Annotated in this window: 6 protein-coding genes; 5 read left to right on the top strand and 1 reads right to left on the bottom strand. The window is 55.5% G+C overall.

From position 1 onward, the window contains the following. Positions 1 to 113 precede the first annotated feature (113 nt). From ACOSDM_RS11165 to ACOSDM_RS11150, 4 genes are all read left to right on the top strand, one after another. Entirely contained in the window at positions 114 to 11,207 is an 11,094-nt protein-coding gene (locus ACOSDM_RS11165; protein ID WP_420724597.1) for an Ig-like domain-containing protein, read from the top strand. A gap of 201 nt (positions 11,208 to 11,408) precedes the next feature. Next, on the top strand, positions 11,409 to 14,054 hold the full coding sequence (locus ACOSDM_RS11160; protein WP_420724596.1) for a type I secretion system permease/ATPase: 2,646 nt from the start codon (positions 11,409 to 11,411) through the stop codon (positions 14,052 to 14,054). 54 nt (positions 14,055 to 14,108) lie between these two features. Next, on the top strand, positions 14,109 to 15,425 hold the full coding sequence (locus ACOSDM_RS11155; protein WP_420724595.1) for an HlyD family type I secretion periplasmic adaptor subunit: 1,317 nt from the start codon (positions 14,109 to 14,111) through the stop codon (positions 15,423 to 15,425). Further along, a complete protein-coding gene (locus ACOSDM_RS11150) occupies positions 15,425 to 16,633 on the top strand; it encodes an amidase (protein ID WP_420724594.1) in 1,209 nt (402 codons plus the stop codon). Before ACOSDM_RS11155 ends, ACOSDM_RS11150 begins: the two co-directional genes overlap by 1 nt. A gap of 43 nt (positions 16,634 to 16,676) precedes the next feature. Here ACOSDM_RS11150 and ACOSDM_RS11145 read toward each other — a convergent pair whose 3' ends face one another. Next, positions 16,677 to 17,192 (bottom strand): adenine phosphoribosyltransferase, encoded by a 516-nt coding sequence (locus tag ACOSDM_RS11145; protein ID WP_420724593.1) that lies wholly within the window; start codon positions 17,190 to 17,192, stop codon positions 16,677 to 16,679. Positions 17,193 to 17,278: 86 nt separating this feature from the next. Between ACOSDM_RS11145 and ACOSDM_RS11140 the strand changes: the two genes are divergently transcribed. After that, the gene (locus ACOSDM_RS11140) at positions 17,279 to 18,409 is read left to right on the top strand and encodes an ABC transporter permease (RefSeq protein WP_420724592.1); all 1,131 of its coding nucleotides are present in this window, start codon (positions 17,279 to 17,281) and stop codon (positions 18,407 to 18,409) included. Position 18,410 lies beyond the last annotated feature (1 nt).

Raw genomic sequence — 18,410 nt, 5'->3', positions numbered from 1 at the left:
CGGATGGCAGCTATACCTTCACGACGGGTGACGATGCGGTTACAGGCTCGGAGTCTGTCTTCGAGAACTTCACCTATACGCTGACCGATGGGGATGGCGATCAGGATACGGCGGTGCTGAGCATCGAAGTGACCGATGATGATGTCCCGACGGTGACGATTGAGTATCCGGGCGCGAATGCGACGGCGGGTGTTGTGAATGAAGATGACCTGGGCAGCGAAGATGGGGACGTGGCGTCTGGCAGTGATCAGAGCGGTGCATCTTCGGTCAGTGGCACGATTGGCATTGATACCGGTGATGATGGCTTTGGGTCGATTGCCCTGACAGTGCCGCAGGCACTGGAAGACATGGCGCTGACGTCCGGCGGTGAAGCAATCAGCTACAGCGTCTCGACGGATGGTCAGACGATCACCGCCATGGCGGATGGATCGCAGGTCTTCACGGTCAGTGTGACCGGGAATGAAGCGGACGGCTTTGGCTGGACGTTTGATCTGACGGGTCAGATTGATCACCCGACAGGCGATGGCGCGAATGTCATCTCCGGCCTGCCCTTTGGCGTGACGGTGACCGATGCTGATGGCGACGCCACCGATGCAACGATTAAGGTCGATGTCGTCGATGACGTACCGGTCGCGCTGACCGATGCGATTGTCGTTGGACAGGCGGACTCCGTCTCGGTCGATGAAGATGATCTGGCCGATGGTACAGATGGCTCCGATACGACCAGTGTGTCTGGTAATCTGGGCTTTGGGTCTGGGGATGTCATCGCAATCGATTATGGCGCGGATGGTGCCGCAGACGGCGCACCAAGCGGTGTGTCCTATGGCGATCTGGACTTCACAATCAATGGTCCGGCGGGTCTGACTTCGCAAGGCAAAGAGATTGGGTACAGCCAGACAGGAAATGTGCTGACGGCGACATCTGAAGATGGTCGTGACGTGTTCACCGTGACGCTGAACGGGGATGGATCCTATACCTTCAATCTGATGGATAGTCTGGATCATGCCGATGGCGCAGGCGAAAACGCGATGGATCTGGGCTTCACGATTACCGGTACACCGAATGCGGATGTGCTTGCTGCGGCCGTTGATGGCGACGGGGATGCGGTTTCCGGGTTGTCGGATGCCTCTGTGACGCAGAGTTTCTCGGTTTCCGTTGTCGATGACGTTCCCGTTGCTACGGCCAACGATCTGACTGGCGAGCCGGAAGTCGTTACAGTAACGATCACCGCCGAGAATTACAGCGAAACCGGGGCAGGCTTTACGGTCACTGGGCGTCAGATCGACTCGAACGGCACGCTGACCGATAAGTCGACCGATTTGGTTTCGACCCATGCAAATCCTCCAGGATTTGGAGTGACCGGTGCGGCATCGGGTGACAATTCTGAAATCGGCTACAGCGACTCGGATATGATCTCGGAAGAGCTCCATATCGACTTTGACCAGCCGATCACCGAAGTCACGATTTCCTATTCCTGGATGAACAGCCATGAAGATGGAACCTATACGCTGTATCGTGATGGTCAGCCGGTCGGGTCCGCTACTGTCACGGGTGTGACCGATCAGGTCGATGCCGCCTTTACAGCACAAGCTGACGATGGTGGATCTTTCGACAGCATCGTCTTCACGGCACCAAGTGGTGGCGGTAATGACTTCTTGGTTCACTCCGTTGAGTTCAATCAGACGGTCGAAGGCACCGGTGGTGTTGTCTCTGAGGTCGTGACGGTGGATGAGGACGACCTGCCTGACGGGTCCGATCTGGACAAGGAACCGCTGACAGCTTCAGGCGATTTGGGGCTGAACGGTGAAGAACTGATCAGTATCGACTACGGTGCGGATGGCGCAGCGCCGGGTGCCCCAAGCAGCCTCGGCTATGCTGATCTGACCTTCACGATTGAAGGGCCTGCGGGTCTGACATCTCAAGGGGACGCAATCACCTACAGCCAGACTGGCGATGTGATGACGGCTTCTGCAGATGGCCGCGATGTCTTTACCGTGACGTTGAATGCCGATGGCAGCTTCACCTTCACGCTGATGGACACGATCGATCATCAAACAGCCGATGGGGAAAATGTCAGCACGCTCAGCTTTGGCTTAAGCGGCGTGCCCAGCGAGACGGCTGTGACCGATTATGACCTGGATCCGGCCGACTTGGGCGATGTGACGTTTAACCATTCCTTCCAGGTCAATGTGATCGACGATGTGCCCCAGGCGGTGGATGATGCGACAGTGACGCTGAATGAAGGTGGGGCTGTGGTTGAAGGCAGCGTCATGGATAACGACACGCAAGGGGCTGACGGCGCCAGCGTGACGGAGATTGGGTATACCGATGCGAATGGCAATCCTGCCACAGCAACGGTTGACCCGGTCAATGGGGCGTCTGTTGCGACCGAATTCGGGACCCTGACCATTGCCGCGAATGGCAGCTATACCTTTACCTCCAACACCTCGGTCGAGAATCCGAACGGTGCGGCGGTCAGCGATGGCTTCACCTACACGATCACCGATGCGGATGGTGACACGGCTACGGCGACGCAGACCTTCGCGATTGAAGATACGCTGCCGGAATTGTCCTTGCAGATCGGACCGGCGGAAGGATTGGAAGACCAGCCGATCGCCCTTTCTATCGCGGCTGATTTGGCTCAAGCCAATGGCGCGGTAACGATTGGGGTTCAGTTGGGCAATGTTCCAACCGACGCCACCCTTGTCACCGGGACAGGTCAGGTTCTGACCGGATCAGCCAGCTACACGCTGACTCCTGATGAGTTGGAAGGGCTGACAATCCAGGCTGGTGAGCATTCTGCGGATGACTTTGCCATCACTGTGACGGCGACGGCGACGCATTCTGTTACGGGTGAAACCGTCACAACCGATGCCATGCCTCTGCCAGTTACGGTGCACGAAGTGGCCGATGGCCCGACCTTGACGGTTGATGCCGATGTTGTGGCCACGGGCGATGAAGGCACGGACGATTACCTGGTTGGTGGTGACGGGTCTGACACGCTGCAAGGCGGTGCAGGCGACGACGTTATTGAAGGGGAAGGCGGCAACGATCTGCTGATCGGCGACACCTATGACGGGACTATGTCGGCGGCCTTGAACATCGATGTCGGCCTGATCGATCAGGACGGCTCTGAAGTTGCCGGTCTGACCCTGTCTGGCCTGCCTGCGGGTGCGACGCTGACCTCTGACACTGGCAGCATTACTGTCACGGCCAATGGTACTGCTGAATTGACAGCAGCAGATCTGGAAGGGCTGACAGTCACATTCCCTGCCGGAACCGAAGGGTTTGACATTGCTGTTGCGGCCCGCACGGTCGATACGGACTTTGATGACAACACCACAGATACGTCTGCGGATGTGATCCAGACAATCAGTGTCAGCCTGCCTGCGGGCGATGGTTTCGGGGACGACACCATCACCGGCGGTGAAGGGGATGATACGATCTATGGCAACCGGGGCGACGATGTCCTGCATGGGGATGGTCCGGATGTGCCAGAAGTTGAATTGGTGACCGGAACTCAGACCATCTATGTCACAGACCGGGGTCCATCGATTGATATTGGTGGCATTGGTGGATCATCCGGGTCAGGTGACCAGGGTGAACCGACCGAACCAGATCATGTTTCTGAAGGTGGCTTCACCATCACCGGCACATTGGATGTGGCCCAGGGCGGGGTTGTCACCAGCATCAACTATACCGCAGAGGGTGGTCAGACCGCCTATGCGACGGTGGATTCAACCAATGGCGTTACCGTTGATACACAATACGGTAGTCTGACGGTTAATGCCGATGGTAGCTTCAGCTATACGTCTGACCAGGATGAGGATCACGCCCCCAATGGCGATCCGCTGCCGGATCCATTCTCCTTCACATCGGCTGTGTCGGCTGGATCAACGTCTGGCACCGGCACACCGGGTGGCGATCTGGGTGCGGGCGATAATGATTTCGTCGACAGCAATGACAACAATCACAATGGCACCAGCGGTGCAGATACCTTTGTGGTTGATCGCGATCTGCGGATGAATGAAAACTTCCAGATGGGTGACGGCGACGACGTTATTGTCGTGAACGGCAATACCAGTCAGGGCAATAACCTGAATATGGGCGGTGGCGACGATGCTGTGATGCTGAGTGAAAACATTGGCGGTAACACCGCGATGGATGGCGGAAACGGCAATGACGTTCTGTATCTGGGCAAGGACAGAGACTCCTATCAGTTACAGAATTTCACGGACAATCAGGGTCACATCAACACCCAGATCATTGATCTGGATACCGGCAACATGCTGACAGTGAACAACATCGAAGCGATCTCATTCGCCGATGGTGTAATCATCGGGAATGAGGATCTGGTCGAAACTGGCGGCGGTGAACCCATCGATATCGGAACCTATAACGACACGATCTATGGCGAAGAAGGCAATGATCAGCTGTATGGCGATCAGGGCAATGACGTGCTGCGCGGTGGTGAGGGTGACGATACCGTCGATGGCGGCACGGGCATCGATGATGTTCATGCAGGCAGCGGCAATGACAGTGGTATCTTCACCGTCGGTGAAGGCGGCGTGGGTGAGCGTTATGACGGCGGCACCGGCACTGATACACTGACCATCCGCTACTCTGCGGCGGACCTGGAAAACCCAGCGATTGTTGCGGAACTGCGCGAAATTCAAGACTTCATCGCAAACAATTCCAATCCGCTGACCGATGCGGGTGCCGAACGGACCTTCCAGGCCCTGGGCATCACGGTTCAGGATTGGGAGGATGTGACCCTGGAAGGCCCGGACCTGCCCCCGCCTGTGGATGCACAGGACGATGGCACCGAAACCCTGGCCGAGGGTGGCGAATCCACCAGTGGCAATCTGCTGACCAATGACGAAACCGGTGGTGGGGAAATCACCCAATTCACCTATACTGACGAGGGTGGAGACACCCAGACCGCAGCGGCCGGTGAAACGGTCGATACGATCTATGGCACGCTGACAGTCAATGCCGATGGCAGCTACACTTACACCTCCGATCCGTCGGAAGACCACAGTGGCGGCGGTCTCAGCGAGACGGTTACCTATACGCTGGAAAATGAATATGGCAGCGATACAGCCAGCATCACGCTGAATGTTACCGACACAGTGCCAGTGGCTCAGGATGACGCTAACAGCACCGTCGAAGGCGGCGATGCGGTAACCGGCAATCTGCTTACCAATGACGATCTTGGTGCCGATGGCTCCAGCCTGACCAGCTTCACCTATACCGATGCAAACGGCGCACAGCAGACTTCTGCGGCCAATCAAACGGTGGTGACGCAGACCGGGTCTCTGACCGTCAATGCGGATGGCAGCTACAGCTTTACCGCCAATGACAGTGTGGTTCACAGCACGGATGGCGAGACGGAGCAGGAAGTCTTCACCTACACCATCACCGATGGGGATGGCGATACCTCCATGGCAACAGCGACCATCGATATCACCGATACAGACCCGACGCTTGAGGTTGCGGCCTCCGGTACCGGTGTTGAAGATCAGGTGATCCCGCTGGACCTCAGCTATGACGTCACCGGTGAAGATGTTGCCAGCAGCAGTTTCACAATTTCCGGCGTACCGGAAGGGGCCAGCCTGACCGTGGGGACACAAACGTCGCCTGGTGTATGGTCCTTGACGGCTGCGGAACTGGAAACGGCCGGACTGAACCCGCCACATGATTTCTCTGGCGATATCGACCTGACCCTGACGGCCAGTGTGACGGATGTTGATGGCGATGTAGCCACCGACAGCCAGGACTTCACGGTCTATGTTGCGCCAGTCGTGGACGAAATTGAACTGACGGCAGAGTCCGAAACCGCCACCTTCGTGCCGAAGAATGGTGGGGGCGAACCGGAGCCGGGTGAAGGCATTCGCGTGACCAATATGGGTCATGAAAGCGCCAGCTATAACAACACGTTTGGCTATGTCATCATGGTTGCGGGCGTGCCCACGGTCGGTGAAATCCTGTTCAGCAATACCAAGCAGGAAATCAACGTCACGAAGGAAATCGAAGGCGTTGATCCAGACTCGGTCGAATTCTTCGTCATCTCGAACGGGGCAAGTCTGAATCCGGGCCTGACCAGCGGCACGGAAGTCACCTTCTCTCAAAACGCACAGGGCAATTGGGTAGCCTCGACTGCCAATGGACCGCTGTCTGGCCAGGGGGATCCGGTAATCTTCTCCAACCCGGCGCTGAACGAGAACAATTATGATTACACGACGGACAATCAGGTTGTCGGCAATCAGAATTGGGAAGATATCGCAAATGGTGGCGATATGGACTTCAACGACGTCAACATGAACGTTGAACGGTATGAAATCCCGGCCGGTACAGGTGAAAATGAAGTACTGGTTGGAACGCCACAGGACGATGTTCTGGATGGTGGTGCCGGCGACGACACGATCACGGGCCTGGGCGGTGATGATACGATCACCGGCGGAACCGGAAACGACACGATCTATGGTGACGGCGAAAATGATGGGACAACCACGATCGTCACAGTTGGAGATCCGTCGGTTGTGTTCTCTTCGTCCTTTGAAGACATTCCTGACAACGCCGAACAGAGCAATCCCTCCACATTCGCTGACTCCATAGATGGTTGGCGTTCTACGGCCGATAAGGTGGAAATCTGGACGGATGAAGATGTTCGCGATTTGGGCAATCAACCGGATGGCACGAACCAGGCGGCCGATGGCGATAACTTTGTTGAACTGAATAATGTGCCCGGAAACACTTTTGCAGATGCCGATGGTATCTATCGGGATGTTCAAACGGTTGCTGGTGAAGTGTATGAGTTGACCTTCAGCTACTCCGGTCGACCGGGCTATGACGAAACAGTCAACGCCATGGAAATTACGGTCGATGGGGAACAATTGGGCAGCTATAGCCAGGATATGTCCAACCAGACCCAGCACGACTGGCAGACCGTTACGGTTCGCTTCGTCGGGACGGGTGAGCCGATGCGGATCGTGTTCGCGGAAAACTCGACCAATGACCAGCATGATGGTCGCGGCATGTCCCTGGATGACATCACCCTGGTAGATACCGGGACGATGGAAGTTGCCGGTCTTGAGGGCGAAAGCTTCAATGACACGATCTACGGTAATGCCGGTGATGATACGATCTACGGTCAGCAGGGCGATGATCTGATCTTCGGCGATAATGCCGCTGGCACATTGGCGGAAGGTTGCTTTGTTGCCCCCATTGAGATCACCGCTGCGGCAACCGATACCGATGGTTCGGAAGAAGTTCTGACCATTGAAATCGGCAATATCCCGGACGGGGCGACCCTGACCAATGCGGCAGGCGATACCTTCACGGGATCGCAGGTCCATGTGCTGACACCAGACCAATTGGCTGGATTGCAGATCGAAGTCCCCAATGGAACCGGTGATTTCTCTCTGTCTGTTGAAGTCACGGTGCTGGATACCGACCCGGATCAGGGCGGAACAGATACCGGTACGCGCAGCACGACCCTGGCAATTGATATTCCAGAGCCGGTTACATCGGATGGCAATGCCACATATGACGATACGATTTATGGCGGCGCTGGAAGCGATACGATTTCCGGTCAGCAAGGCAATGACGTGTTGTATGGGGATGGCGGTCCTGATGATACTGGTACGGGCAACCAACCGGTTGAAGTTGAATTTGATCTGTCCACCCCCAGCTATTCGGATGATCCGCTGAACCAGTATGGCAGCAGCGGTGACCATTATGCCAAGGGCTATATGGACGACGATCAGATGGTCGTGAAGCTGGGTGGCAAGGATGACTGTGGTGTCTGCGATATGGCCGGTGGCTTCACATCCAACTTCTCTGTGGATGCGGCGGCTTCAGGCACCACGATTACCTTCAGCTATCGCATGATTGTCGACCAGGACTATGAATCCGACGAATTCGGGGAAGTCTGGGTCGCGATTGATGGTCAGCGTATCGACATCAACGGCAACGACTTTGTGACGCGGGTCTTTGGCAACGGCAATGGCGGCGGCGACAGCGACACGGGTTGGCAGACGGTCACCCTGGATGTCGGCGATCTGCCTGCGGGTGATCACCAGATCACATTGGGCGGCTATAACAATGCCAAGACGACAGAAAGCGAAAGCATTGAAATCCGCTTCGATGATTTGGAAGTATCGGGCACGGTTGGCGGTGTCGAACCCGTTGATCCGCCTGTATCACAGCCGGTTGAAGTGGAATTCGACCTTTCCACCCCCAGCTATTCGGATGATCCGCTGAACCAGTACAGCAGCAGCGGCGACCAGTATGCCAAGGGCTATATGGACGATGACCAGATGGTTGTGAAGCTGGGCGGTAAGGATGATTGTGACATCACTGATATGTCCGGCGGCTTTACATCCAACTTCTCTGTGGATGCGGCGGCGACAGAAACCACGATCACCTTCAGCTATCGCATGATTGTTGATGATGACTTTGAATCGAACGAATTCGGGGAAGTCTGGGTCGCGATTGATGGTCAACGTATCGACATCAACGGTGACGACTTTGTGACGCGGGTATTTGGCAACGGCAATGGCGGTGGCGACAGCGACACGGGTTGGCAGACGGTCACGGTGAATGTCGGCGATCTGCCTGCGGGTGATCACCAGATCACACTGGGCGGCTATAACAACGCCAAGACGACAGAAAGTGAAAGCGTTGAAATCCGCTTCGATAATCTGGAAGTATCGGGCATGGTTGGCGGTGTCGAACCCGTTGATCCGGCAGAATCCCTGTCGCTTGATATCACAGGCACGGATATCGATACCTCTGATGTTGTCGCAACCTGGCATGATGCTGGTGTGACGCTGCAGGCCTTGCGGTACGATCCGTCGACCGATAGCTACAGTGATCGGAACTTCTCCACCAAGGATATCAGTTTCACCATCAATGGCAGCAATACCAGCGACACCAGTCTGCATGGCAGCTACAACTATGCTGGGATTTCAGTCGGTGGCGGCATCGATGGTGGCGAAATCGATACAATCGATGGTCAAACCACGACCGGAACCGAGGTCATGCGGATGACGTTTGATGAGCCGATGGGTGAAGTCTCCGTCACGGTCTCTGCCCTGTTTGATGGGGAAACCCAGATTACGGCGGATCATGGACCTTACGATCCGGGTTATCTGGAACAGGCTCGCTGGACCGCCTTTGGTCCGGATGGTCAGCAGGCGACCGGCGTAATCGACGGTACCGTTAATGGTTTGGCGAGTGCCACAATCACAGCAGGTTTCCCGATTACATCGATTGAATTGACGCCAATGAACGATGGGGCGGGCAACAGCGGTCACAACTCTGACTTCCTGTTGAAGGCCGTTTCCGCCCAGCCTTATGAAGCGCCTTCGATTGATAGTGACAACAATGACACCATCCATGGCGGCAGCGGGGACGATCAGGTCTTTGGCCAATACGGCAATGACTTCCTGCAGGGCGGGTCGGGTAACGACATCGTCTCTGGCGGGGCGGGCCGCGATTGGATCATGGGCGGATCAGATGCCGGGTCGGTTGATGTTGGGCCTCAATCCCTGACAGTCACCTTCCAGGGGACGGATGCGTCTTATTCCAACTCCGTCGGGTACTATGTCCTGGATGATGAAGGCACACCGGAAACCGGACAGGTGATCTGGGCCAATCTGCATCAGACCGATGTTGGATCGACTCACACGATCCTGCTGGATGGTTTTGATAAGGAAGATATCGGCTTCTTCCTGATCCCGGATGGTGCCGACATCAACCAGGGTCTGGCAGATGGCACCGTCGTCACCTTTGGTGAAAGTGCAACGGGTGAGATCACGATCTTCGCGGATGGTCAGGAACTGCAAGGCCAGGATGCGAAGGCTTACTTCTCCAACCCGTCCAGCCTGAATTCCGATGGACAAGACCATACCCAGGTGACCGAAATTACCGATGGTGTTGGTTTGACCATCAACTCAGATGGCAAGGATGGATACCTGCAAGGCGGCGGTGATGTGATTTCCGGCCAGCAGGTCACGGTCGAAGTTGGGTTCAAGGCGACAGAGCAGGCCTCTAACTTCACACCGCTGGTGTCCTATTCTGCGGGTCGTAACAATGGTAACGAATTCACCATTGGTGCGCAGAATGGAACCATCCAGGTTATGATTGCGGGGGTTGCGGTGGTCACCACGATCCTGGCGTCCGGTCTGTTCGATGGGCAGGAACATATGATTTCTGCAACATGGGATGGCGCCTCTGGTGATCTGAAGGTCTATGTCGATGGGGTTCAGGGCTTTGCCGCGAACAATGTCGCGACGGGTCAAAGCCTCAATAGCGGCGGCACTCTGGTCTTCGGACAGGAACAGGACAGCGATGGCGGCGGTTTTGATCAGGATCAGGTATTCTCTGGCACCCTGACCCAGGCACGCATCTTTGACGAGGTTCGTGACCCGGTTGAGATTGCTCAGAATGCCGGTGAACCTTTGCCCGACGATACCGACCATGTCACAGCGGATTATCACTTCGGCAGCTATAATGCTGGCAATCAAACGGTTGAGGATGTTTCCGGCAACGGCAATCATCTGACCTATCAGACCGTTTCCGGCTTCGCCCCGTCTGGCGATCCGGAAGTGATTGTGGGTGGTTCCGGTGAAACCCTGATCGGGTTCGAAGACCTGATCAATGGCGGGGATCAGGATTACAACGACGCGATCCTGTCGGTGAAACCTGTTCCGTCTGCGGCTGACTTCCAACAGGGCGATCAGTTATGGGGCGGCGATGTCGGCGGCACGGGCGATGGAGAACACGATGCGTTCTTCTATGCACGCGGCGATGGGGTCGACACCATCAACGACTTCGAGGTTGGCACGGATCAGTTGTTCATCAGCGGCTATGAACAGGATGATATGACAATCCTGCAGGATGGGGATGATACAATCATCAGCCTGGGTGATGGTGGTGCGATCAAACTGGTTGGTGTTGACGCCTCTGTCTTCGGGGCAGAAGACAATATTGCCTCTTACGACGCCGATACGGATCAGGATGGATCGTTGAACATCGATGAACTGATGCAAATGAAGGATGACGTGCTGGGTGACAGCGGCGGAGACACGGGCGGAGCGACACCTCCTCCATCCGCTCATGACGCTGGAATCGTTATGATCGCGCCGGTGATACCGGGGCTGACCGATAACAACAGCAACGAAGACCCGCAGAATGGGTAACGCGTTCTAGCCATTAGGGCGCATGTGCGAAAATGACGAAGCGGAGGACTGAATGGTCCTCCGCTTTTTCATTATGTTAACCTTTTGTCACGATGGTGTTTGGTATGAATCGTGCTTAAATGTTAGAACTATTGGCTAATCGGGCGTGTATGTCTTAAATAGTGTGACGGTAGGCTTTAGCGGGAGCGTTGGAATTACTCCATGGCGCGTGAATCAGATCTAGACCAAAAAGCCGCCGTGTCGGCAAAGCGGACTGATCCGCCACGCCCCTATGCGCCCGGTGAGGCCGCTAGAGGCACCGAAACACAACCGCCGGATTCTGTGGATCAGGGCCGGGATTCAGGGTCGGCTGGATTGTTGAATCCCCTGGATAGCGGTCGCAATGATCCGAATGCGGGGCGTGCGGAACGGGATCTGTTATCTCCTGAGGCCTTGCATCGACATTTTGAGCGCGCCAGCGCCGCGAATGATACGGCCGCAGCATTGAATGAAGTGGCAGACGACGTGGCAAAAACTGCCGGGGCTGCAAAATCTCCCCGTCGCCCGGCTGAAAAATCAGATGCCGATGCTTCAAACTCCCCTGATGCCGGCCCCCAAGAGTCTGATGATGCACGCAATGCTGCTGCTGAACGCCGTGCCAATCGGAACCGGCGGGAAGGACCGCGTGATAGCAAGGATCGACGAAGTGCCTCAACAGGATGGCAAATTCGTCCGACGCCGGGCACCAAGGACGATCCTCTGCTGGGCTGCTTGACCATTTTGTGCACCTTGCTGGAACGCAATATTTCCTCTGAGGCGCTGACATCTGCCCTTCCGTTAGTAGATGGTATGTTGACGCCGGAACTGTTCGTGCGTGCAGCGGAAAGGGCGGGGATCTCGTCGCGTCTGCAGCGCCGCAATCTGGACGGTGTATCGAAATTGTCTCTGCCCTGCGTGCTGTTGCTCAGCCGCCAAAGGGCTTGTGTTCTGACAGATATTCGCAGGGACGAGGGGCGTGCGACCATTATCCTGCCGGAAATGGGTGCTGGGACCCGTGACGTGGCCTATGATGAACTGGTTCAGGAATATGTTGGCTATGCCCTATTTGCGCGGCCTGAATTTCAATATGACAAGCGGGCACAGGATGACCGCATCGCCGATCCCAAAGGCTGGTTCTGGGGGACGCTGCTGAATTCCTGGAAGCTGTATATCGAAGTCGGGGTGGCCGCGATCATGGTCAACTGTTTTGCGATCGCAAGCCCGTTGTTTACCATGAATGTCTATGACCGTGTTGTGCCCAACTTTGCCGAAGAGACATTGTGGGTTCTGGTGATCGGGATTTCCATCGTCTATGGCTTTGATTTCATGTTGAAATTGATCCGGGGCTATCTGGTTGATGTTGCCGGTAAGACGGCCGATACCAAGATTGCGGCGCGCCTGTTCCAACAGGTGATGGGCATGAAAATGGCCAACCGTCCGCCCTCGGCCGGCGGGCTAGCCAATTCGATGCGGGAATTTGAAAGCCTGCGGGAATTCTTTACGTCTTCTACCGTGACCGCCCTGGTCGATTTCCCATTCATCTTCCTGTTCCTGGGGGTGATCGCCATTATCGGCAGCCCGGCGATTGTCGCTATTCCCGCCTTCATGGTTTTCCTTGCTATTATCTGTGGCTTTATCGTTCAGATACAAATGCGCAAGATTGTTCAGGAAACCACGCGCGAAGCGATGCAAAAGCATGCGATCCTGATTGAGGCGATCTCCGGGGCGGAAACCATTAAGGCAACCGCATCGGAAGGGCGCATGCAGCGCGCCTGGGAAACCTTTGTGTCCAAAACTGCATCCTCGTCTATGAAGGCAACGCGGTGGTCCCAGTTTGCGCTGAATCTTAGCGGATTTTTCACGCAATTCGTGACGGTCACCGTGGTGCTGGTCGGGGTTTATGAAATCCATGAAGGCAATATGACGACGGGTGCCCTGGTTGCCTGTACCATACTGGCCGGGCGGGCAATGGCACCCCTGTCCCAGATCGCCGGGATCGCCACACGCTTTAATCAGGCGCGGGAATCCCTGAATGCGCTGGACAAGATGATGCAGACCCCGGTGGAACGTCCCGAAGGTCGCTCTTTTGTGCACCGCCCTGAATTCAACGGGATGTTGGAATTCAAGAATGTGAAATTCACCTATCCAGAGGCAAAGACCACTGCGTTAAGCGATGTGTCCTTTAAGATTGAAGCGGGTGAAAAGGTTGGAATTATTGGGCGGATCGGATCGGGTAAGTCCACAATAGAGCGGCTGTTGCTGGGCCTGTATGACCCGGATGAAGGATCAGTCCTGGTCGATGGCACGGATGTTCGACAGATTGACCCTGCGGATTTGCGCCGTTCTGTTGGAGTTGTGCCCCAGGATGTTTACCTGTTCTTTGGCACAGTGAAGGAAAACATCGCCCTGGGTGCCCCTTATGCCGACGATTCCGCAATTTTACGGGCAGCGCGCATTTCCGGGGTGGATGAATTTATCTCTAAACACCCGCTTGGTCTTGATTTACCGGTGGGAGAGCGCGGATTGTCCCTGTCCGGCGGGCAGCGCCAGGCGATTGCTGTGGCGCGGGCCTTGTTATTGGACCCGCCAATCCTTTTATTGGATGAACCGACCAGCGCCATGGATAACACTACAGAAGGACGGTTCAAGGCGCGGTTGGGTACAGTTTTGACAAATAAAACACTCATCCTGGTGACCCATCGTGGATCATTGTTGACGCTGGTGGATCGTTTAATCGTTATGGATGGTGGGCGTATCGTGGCCGATGGTCCAAAAGAAATCGTGATGGAAGCGCTGGCATCCGGGCGTATTCAGGCGGCAAAGGTTTAACCCGATTGCGGCCCGTCTTTCAGCCGGGCACGCATTAAGATTGGAATGACTTAGATGTCTGCAGGCAATTGGGGTGACGAAATATACGATGCCGAAAGCAATTCGGGTGTCGGGCGCAGTGCGCGGTTATGGGCGCATGTCCTGCTGTTCCTGATCGCGGCATTCTTCGTCGTTTTCCTGGTCTGGGCGCATAGTGCGGATCTGGATGAAATCACCCGGGGCGAAGGAAAAATTATTCCATCCGGCCAAACCAAGATCGTGCAGCATTTTGAAGGCGGCATTGTTTCAGAGATTACGGTTCGAGAAGGCGATATTGTTGATGCCGGCCAGGTGATCATGCGCATTGAGAATCGTCTGGCGGATGCCGAACTGGCGGAGAAGACCACGAAGTATCGCAGTCTTTTGGCCGAGGGCGCACGGTTACAGGCGGAAGCCACCGGGGCGAATGAAATTAACTTCTCTCAGGATATTCTGACCAATGCGCCGGATCGCGCGAATGATCAGCGCGACGTGTTTGATACCAATCTGAAGGAATTGCAGGGAAAAATTCGCATTCGTGAAACCCAACGTACCCAGGCATTGCAGGAATTGCGGCAGAAGACAGCCCAGGTCTCGCAGATCCAAAGTCAGTTGGAGTTGGCACGCCAGGAATTGAATCTGGTGCAGCCTTTGGTCGCCAGTGGTGCGGCATCGCAACAGGAATTATTAACCCTGCGCAGGTCGGTCGTTGAATTGGAATCACAATTGGAAGACACCAAATTGTCGATTCCGCGCATCCGGTCACAAATTCAGGAATCCACCAGCACGATTGAACAGGAATTGTCTGCTTTCCGCGCAAAGGCGCAGCAGGATTTAAGTAAGGTGCGGACAGAGGCGGAGCGCTTGCGCGAAGACTTGACCGCTGGTCAGGATCGTGAAAAGCGGACGGATATCAGGTCGCCGGTGCGTGGAACCGTCAACAAGATCCTGATCAACACAATTGGCGGTGTCGTGAAACCAGGGGACCCCGTGGCGGAGATCGTGCCGTTGGAGGATTCTCTTTTGGTCGAAGCTCGTATTCGCCCAGCGGATCGCGCACAGCTGTATCCGGGCCTGTCGGCGGTCGTGAAGGTCTCAGCCTATGATTTCTCCATTCATGGTGGGCTGGATGCGCAGCTGGTGGATATCTCCCCTGATACGATCCTGGATGAGGATGGAAAACCCTATTACCGCGTACGCCTGTCGACGACGGATACCAGCCTGGGCAAGGATATGCCCATCATTCCGGGTATGACAGCCACGGTTGATATTATCACGGGCCATAAAACCGTTCTGCAATATCTGCTGAAGCCAATTGAAAAAGGCATCAACAATTCAATGACGGAACGGTAATGCGCGCAGCTGGTAGGTTTAATGCTTTCACCGATGAAGACCTGTCCCTGGATGGGGCAGAATCAGGGCCTTTGGTTGGGACAACCTTTGCCGTAAAAGACCTGTATGATATCGCAGGTACGGTCGCTGCATGCGGTAATCCTGATTGGGGACGGACCCATTCCGTCGCCACGGAACATGCCAAGGCGGTGTCAACTCTTCTGGCGGCGGGCGCTTCTGTACGGGGCAAGACAATCACCGATGAATTCGCTTTTTCCATTATTGGCGAAAACCATCACTTCGGAACCCCCATCAATCCAAATGCGCCGGGGCATGTCTGTGGCGGGTCGTCCAGTGGATCAGCCGCCGCGGTTGCTGGAGGGCTGGTTGATTTCGCCTTGGGCACAGACACAGGTGGATCAGTGCGCATCCCTGCCAGTTTCTGTGGGATTTTTGGTCTGCGCCCCAGTCATGGTCGGGTGTCGTTAAAGGGCGTGTTTCCCCTTGCAGCCACCTTTGATACGGTAGGCTGGTTCGCGCGCGATCCTGCTCTGATGCAGACAATTGGCCGGGTTTTGCTCCATGAACCCGTCTTGCAGCCCAAGCGTCCCACGCGCTTGCTCTACCCCGTTGATGCCTGGCAGGAAGTTTCTACGGATACAGTCCTGGCACTGGACCCTGCTGTTGCGCGTTTGGAAGCACTGTATGGTCCGGTTGAGCGTATGACGCTGGCCCAAGATAGCAGTTTGGCAGATTGGTTCGAAACCTTCCGTATCGCGCAGGGGGCTGAGATATGGCAGACATTGGGACCTTGGATTGAGGAAACGCAACCAAGCATCGGTCCGGGAATTCGGGAGCGATTGGAATGGTGCAAGTCCCTGACAAAGGCGGCGCAACAGGAAGCCCTGACTCAACGCGCGGAAATTACCGACCGACTAAAGCAAATCACTCAGGATGGATCGGTGCTGGTATTGCCGGCCGCCCCTGGTCCTGCTCTAGAGGCCGGTCGCAGCGCCGTTGCCTCAAATGAAATCAGGGCCCAGATCATTCGATTGTCCGGCATCGCCCCCTTGACAGGTCTTCCGCAATTATCCCTGCCGGTTGGGCGGGTTGCTGGGCTACCCGTGGCGCTGTCCCTGATGGGCGCCTATGGGGCGGATGAGGCATTACTGGAAATGGCAGGCACTTTATGTGACACCGCCGTTGATGGCGTTGCCTCCCTTCGTTAAGCCATCCCTGTATCGACCTTGAAACATCGTACTCTTTAGGGACCTAAATCTCGAATTGAACCAGGGATTTGAAGGGAACGTCGATTTCATCGCGCCCGCCAAGACCTTCCAGTTCAATAATGCAGGCAACGCCTGCCACGGTGCCGCCAACCTTACGGATCAGCTCTATCGCTGCGGTCATCGTGCCACCCGTTGCCATTAGATCATCCAGGACGACAACCCGCTGACCGGGTTTAATCGCGTCGGCCTGAATTTCGACGGTATCGGTGCCATATTCCAATTCGTAAACATGACGGACTGTCTCGCCTGGCAGCTTTCCTTGCTTGCGCACCATCACGAAACCCAGTTCCAGTTCCAGCGCCAAAGGGGCGGCGGTCAGAAATCCCCGGCTTTCAATCCCCACCAGAATGTCAGCCTGCCACGCCCTGCAGATATCGGCCAGTTGCAACACACAATGCTTCCACGCTTGGGGATGCGCCAGCAGTGTAGAAATGTCATAGAATAGAATTCCCGGCTTTGGAAAATCAGGAACTGTTCGGATATGTTGCGCTAGGTCCATATGTGCCTCTAAGGTCTGGGGGTGACAGGGGGTGCAGTGTAATGATCGATATGGGATGCCGCAATGCGGGATAGGACAGTTGGCGCATGAATACTGAAGGATGGATGCGCACAAATAGTGACGGGGCGTTCCTGACCGTCAGTGCAGGCGGGGCCTGGACAATCGCCAGCGCAACGGCATTGGACAAGCTGGTTTCGTCGCTGCGGACGGGCGATGCGGATCGGATTGTTTTCGATCTATCGGATCTGGAACGTTTGGACAGTGCGGGTGCATGGCTGCTGTTTCGCTGTGCATCCCAGCTGCGCAATGATGGAATTACTGTGGATTTCATTGGTGTTTCCCGAAACCATCGACCGATGTTGGATCTGGTCTCCAGTCAGGCGACAGAAGAAGTCGTTCCTTCAGACACAAGAAATGGCCTGGTTAAGTTTTTGGAGCGTATCGGGCGGGGTTTTGTTGCGGCAATGATGAAGGGCGTCGAGCTGCTGAACTTTGTCGGTCTGGTTACGATTACAATGGGGAGAACTATTCTTTCCCCCCGTCGCTTGCGACCCAAGGCCCTGGTGACACAGATTGAACAGACCGGGTTGAACGCCTTACCGATCGTTGGTCTGCTGTCTTTCCTGATCGGCGTCGTGCTGGCCTATCTGATGTCGGATCAATTGCGTCAGTTCGGGGCAGAAGTCTTTACGGTCAATCTGGTGGGCCTGTCCATGCTGCGGGAAGTTGCGGTATTGATTACTGCCATCATGATCGCCGGGCGATCCGGGTCGGCCTTTACGGCGCAAATCGGTACGATGAAGGTGAATGAGGAAATCGACGCCATGGGCACCCTGGGCCTGGATCCAATTGAGGTTCTGGTGCAACCCCGGGTCCTGGCATTGATGATCACCCTGCCATTCCTGACATTCTTTGCCGATGTGATGGGGATTCTGGGCGGGGGCGTCATGACGGTTGTGTCTTTGGGACTATCACCGGAACAATTTGTGACGGCCCTGAAAAAGGCGGTGGATTTGAATGACTTCTTGGTCGGGATGGTCAAGGCCCCGGTCCATGCCTATATCATTGCAATTGTTGGCTGTTATGAGGGGTTAAAGGTTGAACGCACGGCAGAAAGCGTTGGGCGCCAGACAACAACCTCTGTCGTTGAATCGATTTTCCTGGTGATCGTTGCAACATCGCTATTCTCCATTTTCTTTTCAATTCTGGGAATTTGAT

Origin of the sequence: Hwanghaeella sp. LZ110, assembly GCF_048892525.1 — a bacterium.
Lineage (GTDB): Bacteria > Pseudomonadota > Alphaproteobacteria > UBA8366 > Aestuariispiraceae > Pacificispira.
Note: the sequence above shows the minus strand (reverse complement) of the source record. Positions and strands in the feature narration are given on the sequence as shown.